The following is a 4,036-nucleotide window of genomic DNA, read 5'->3' on the forward strand; positions in this document are numbered from 1 at the left end:
CGCTATCCAATCAGGCAAGTTCGCTTTAAGTGAACGGCATTACGGCCGAGGCCGCGTTTTTTCTGGCAGGCACACTGAGCGCGCCTGCAAGGAAGGGGACGATTACTCGACCTTGGCCTTGGAGCGCAGCTCTTCCTGGTACTTTGCCAGCTTTTGCTGTTGCAGTTGCTGGGCCACCTGAGGCTTCACGTCTTCGAGCTTGGGCAGCTCGGCCTGGCGCACGTCGTCCAGGCGGATGATGTGGTAGCCGAACTGGCTCTTGACGGGCGTCTGCGTCATCTTGCCCTTTTCGAGCTTGATCATGGCTTCGGTGAATTCCGAAACGTAGCTCGAAGGGTTGGCCCAGTCCATGGCGCCGCCGTTGGCGCCGGAGCCTGGATCCTTGGATTGCTTCTTGGCGATCTCTTCGAACTTGGCGCCCTTGTTGATGGCGGCAATGGCGGCCTTGGCGTCGGCTTCCTTTTCGATCAGGATGTGGCTGGCCTTGTATTCCTTGCCGCTGTTAGCGGCGACGAACTTGTCGTACTCGGCCTTGACTTCCTCGTCCGTCACGGGGTTGTTCTTCTGGAAATCCATGAACAGTTCACGGATCAGGATGGTCTGGCGCGCCAGTTCCATCTGGACCTTGAAGTCACCGGAGGTTTCCAGGCCGCGCTTCTGGGCTTCCTGCATGAACACTTCGCGGGTGACCAACTCGTCCTTGATCTGGCCTTCGACTTCTGGCGTCAGGGGACGGCCCGAACGCACCAGTTGCTGCTTGAGCACTTCAGCACGTTCCTTCGGAATGGCCTTGCCATTGACGATGGCGATGTTCTGGGCGGAAACGGGGAGGGCCATCGTGCCCAGCACGGCAGCGGCCACGAGGCCGGACAGGAGCTGTTTCTTCATGCGGAATCCAAAAAATGAGAAAGTAATTGCCAGCTGAAATCCGGCAGATGAGGACAATGGGGCCGGTTCAGAGGATTTCAATAGCGAGGGCGTGGACGCCCGCATCCAAAAATTCCTGCAGCGCATCATACACAAGGCGATGGCGCGCTACCCGGCTCTTGCCTGTAAGCAAAGGTGAGGCAATCCGCACCCGGAAATGGGTGCCAAGGCCCGTGCCATTGGCCCCCACATGCCCGGCGTGGTCGGCGCTTTCGTCGATCACTTCGAGCGCTGTGGGCGCCAGGCGTTCGGCCAGACGCTCATGCATCTGCCGGGCCAGGCTGGGCACCGTGGTCGTGTCGGTAGTGTCCATGGTCATGCGGCGGGCTCGTCGTTCTTGAGGTGGGGCGCAATATAAATGCCTTGCGCCACCAGGAAGACCAGCGGGAATGCATAGCCCCAGAGCTTGAACTCCACCCAGGCCTCGGTGCTGAAATTGAGCACCACGTAGGCGTTGATGGCCGACATGAAGGCGCAATAGATCACCCAGGCCACGTTCAGGCGCATCCACACGCCATCGGGCAGCTCCATCTGGCTGCCCAGCAGCAGCTTGAGGTAGTTCTTCTTGAGAATCCACAGCGCCACGGCGAGCGCAATGGCCATGGCACCGTAGAGCACCGTCGGCTTCCACTTGATGAAACGGTCATCCTGCAGCACCAGCGTGAGCGTGCCGAACAGCAGGATCAGCGCCAGCGTCACCTTCTGCATGGTCTGCAGACGCCGGTCGATCAGGTAGACCAGGGCCATCTGCACCACCGTGGCCGCCATCAGCACGCCGGTGGCCACATAGATGTTGTAGAACTTGTAGGCGGCGACGAACAGGACGATGGGAAGGAAGTCGAGCAGGATTTTCATGGGGGCGGGGTCAGGGGGCCTTGTCGTCGAAGTCGAGCGAGGCCGAATTCATGCAGTAGCGCAGGCCGGTGGGCTGGGGGCCATCTTCGAACACATGGCCCAGGTGGGCCCCGCATTGTGCACACACTGTCTCGGTGCGCGACATGCCATGGCTGTGGTCCACGATTTCCTGGATGGCACCGGGCACGGCTTCAGAGAAGCTGGGCCAGCCGCAGCCCGCGTCGAACTTGGTGTGCGAATCGAACAGCTTGGCACCGCAACAGATGCAGTGGTAGCTGCCATCGGCCCAATGGGCCTCGTACTTGCCGGTGAAGGGGCGCTCGGTGGCGGCAAAGCGCGTCACCTGCAGGGCACCGGGCTCGGCCCCTTTTTCCTGCAGCACGGCCTGCCATTGGGCATCGGTCTTATGGACGGGATAGGTCATGATGAACAGCTGATCTCGATGGAAGAAGCCCATGCGGGCGGGAAGGCAGCGTAGGACTCGTGCCCGGGATGCTCCTCAAATGGGCTCTCGAGCAGCTGCTGCAAGGTTTGGAGTGCACTGAAGTCGCCGAGTTTCGCCGCGCGGATGGCTTCTTCGCACAAATGGTTGCGCAGCACGAACTTGGGGTTGGTGGCCAGCATGGCCTTCGACGCCTGCGTGCGATCCGCCAGCCGGGGCTGCGTCAGGTACCTGGCCAGCCATTCGTCCCAGGCCGCCTGGTCGGGCACCATGCCGCGCACGGGCTCGAATTCGCCCGTGCCCACGGCGTGGGAAAGGCGGCGCCAGAAGATCGGGTAGTCCACCCCGCCCTTGGCCAGCAGCACCAGCAGGCCATCGATCAGCTCGGCATCGCCCTCCTCGGCCACCTCCCCCAAACCCAGCTTGGCGCGCATGCGGGCCATGAACTCGGCGGGAAAGACGGTCTTGTACGACTCCAGCGCAGCCATGGCCAGCTCCTGCTCGCCGATCAGCGGCAGCAGCGCCTGCGCCAAGCAGAACACATTCCAGTAGGCCACATTGGGCTGGCGGTTGTAGGCGTAGCGGCCCTGGGTGTCGCTGTGGTTGCAGACATGGCCGGGCACGAAGGAATCGAGAAACTGAAACGGCCCGTAATCGATGGTCAGCCCCAGGATGCTCATGTTGTCAGTGTTCATCACGCCGTGGCAAAAGCCCACGGCCTGCCACTGCGCCATGAGCCTCGCGGTGCGCTCGCTCACCGCCTGCAGCAGCGCGGCATAGGGGTTGCCGCCGAATTGGGTCGATCCCCTGCACTCCGGGTAGTAGCGGTCGATCACGTAGTCGGCCAAGTCCTTGAGTTCCGCGTCCATGTCGTTGGCCGAGAAATGCTCGAAATGGCCGAAGCGCAGGAAGCTCGGCGCCACACGCGTCACCACGGCTGCCGTTTCGATCTCTTCGCGGCGCACGGACGCAGGTGAACCGGTAATGCACAGCGCACGCGTGGTCGGCACGCCCAGGCCCTGCATGGCCTCGCTGCACAGGAACTCGCGGATGCTCGAGCGCAGCACCGCCCGGCCATCGCCCATGCGCGAATACGGCGTGCGGCCCGCGCCCTTGAGCTGGATTTCGAGCCCTGCTGCGGTCTCGCCAAGCAGAATGGCCCGGCCATCGCCCAGTTGGCCCGCCCAGATACCGAACTGGTGCCCGCTGTACACGCTGGCCAATGGGCGCGAGCCCGGAAGCAAGGCATTGCCCGTGAAGGCCTGCAACGCCGCATCGCTGCGCAGCCAGGCCTCCTCGACCCCCACCAGGCGCGCCACGCTGGCGCTCGTACCCACCCAATGGGGGTCAGGCAACGGCGTGGGCTGCAGTTCGGTGAAGAAAGCCGGACCCAGGGCGGCAAAGCCCTGCTGCCAGGCCAGTCTGGATGCGGCGACCGCCTCGCTGTCGGAAGACATGTTCATGCACGGATTGTCTCCCAGGGGTGATGCCCCGCTGGCAGGCGGGGCATGCCGCTCGGCCAGTCACCTGCTTTGTGACCAGTCGTTTCAATCGTTGCAATGATGGAGCCTGATTGGCAGGTAGCCTCATCCCGGCTTCACGGCATTGAAAATTGCAATTATTTCTATAACAGTAAAGACTTTTTTGCTATCTTTTTTGAACAATTGCAGCCATATGGAATACGGGTAAACCCAGTCCTCTTACCCCATTTATTATTTCTAAAACTGGAACAGTTAGTTCGCGACTGGATGGTTTTTCTTTGATCACCTGCGGCGTACAGTTCAACCCATCGATGAGCCGAACCCGCAAGGC

General features: G+C 61.7%; 5 protein-coding genes. All 5 read right to left on the reverse strand.

Translation table 11 applies throughout. The features are described 5' to 3' along the window. Nucleotides 1-102 precede the first annotated feature (102 nt). The 5 genes from ASE28_RS30635 to ASE28_RS30655 all read right to left on the reverse strand — a co-directional run bounded on the left by ASE28_RS30635 (nt 103) and on the right by ASE28_RS30655 (nt 3,687). On the reverse strand, nt 103-888 hold the full coding sequence (locus ASE28_RS30635) for a peptidylprolyl isomerase (RefSeq protein WP_057206175.1): 786 nt from the start codon (nt 886-888) through the stop codon (nt 103-105). A 67-nt stretch (nt 889-955) separates the two neighbouring features. Further along, complete coding sequence (locus ASE28_RS30640; RefSeq protein WP_057269814.1) at nt 956-1,240, reverse strand: BolA family transcriptional regulator; 285 nt, start codon at nt 1,238-1,240, stop codon at nt 956-958. Between the two features lie 2 nt (nt 1,241-1,242). Beyond that, on the reverse strand, nt 1,243-1,782 hold the full coding sequence (locus ASE28_RS30645) for a septation protein A (protein WP_057206173.1): 540 nt from the start codon (nt 1,780-1,782) through the stop codon (nt 1,243-1,245). Nucleotides 1,783-1,792: 10 nt separating this feature from the next. Continuing rightward, nucleotides 1,793-2,206, reverse strand: a complete 414-nt coding sequence (gene msrB, locus ASE28_RS30650; RefSeq protein ID WP_057206171.1) for a peptide-methionine (R)-S-oxide reductase MsrB — start codon at nt 2,204-2,206, stop codon at nt 1,793-1,795. Continuing rightward, nucleotides 2,203-3,687 carry a YdiU family protein gene (locus ASE28_RS30655; RefSeq protein WP_057269761.1) on the reverse strand — a complete coding sequence of 495 codons (1,485 nt, stop codon included), beginning with the start codon at nt 3,685-3,687 and terminating at the stop codon, nt 2,203-2,205. The genes msrB and ASE28_RS30655 overlap by 4 nt, the downstream gene beginning before the upstream one ends. Nucleotides 3,688-4,036 lie beyond the last annotated feature (349 nt).

The organism is Acidovorax sp. Root219 (genome assembly GCF_001428665.1).
GTDB lineage: Bacteria > Pseudomonadota > Gammaproteobacteria > Burkholderiales > Burkholderiaceae_C > Acidovorax.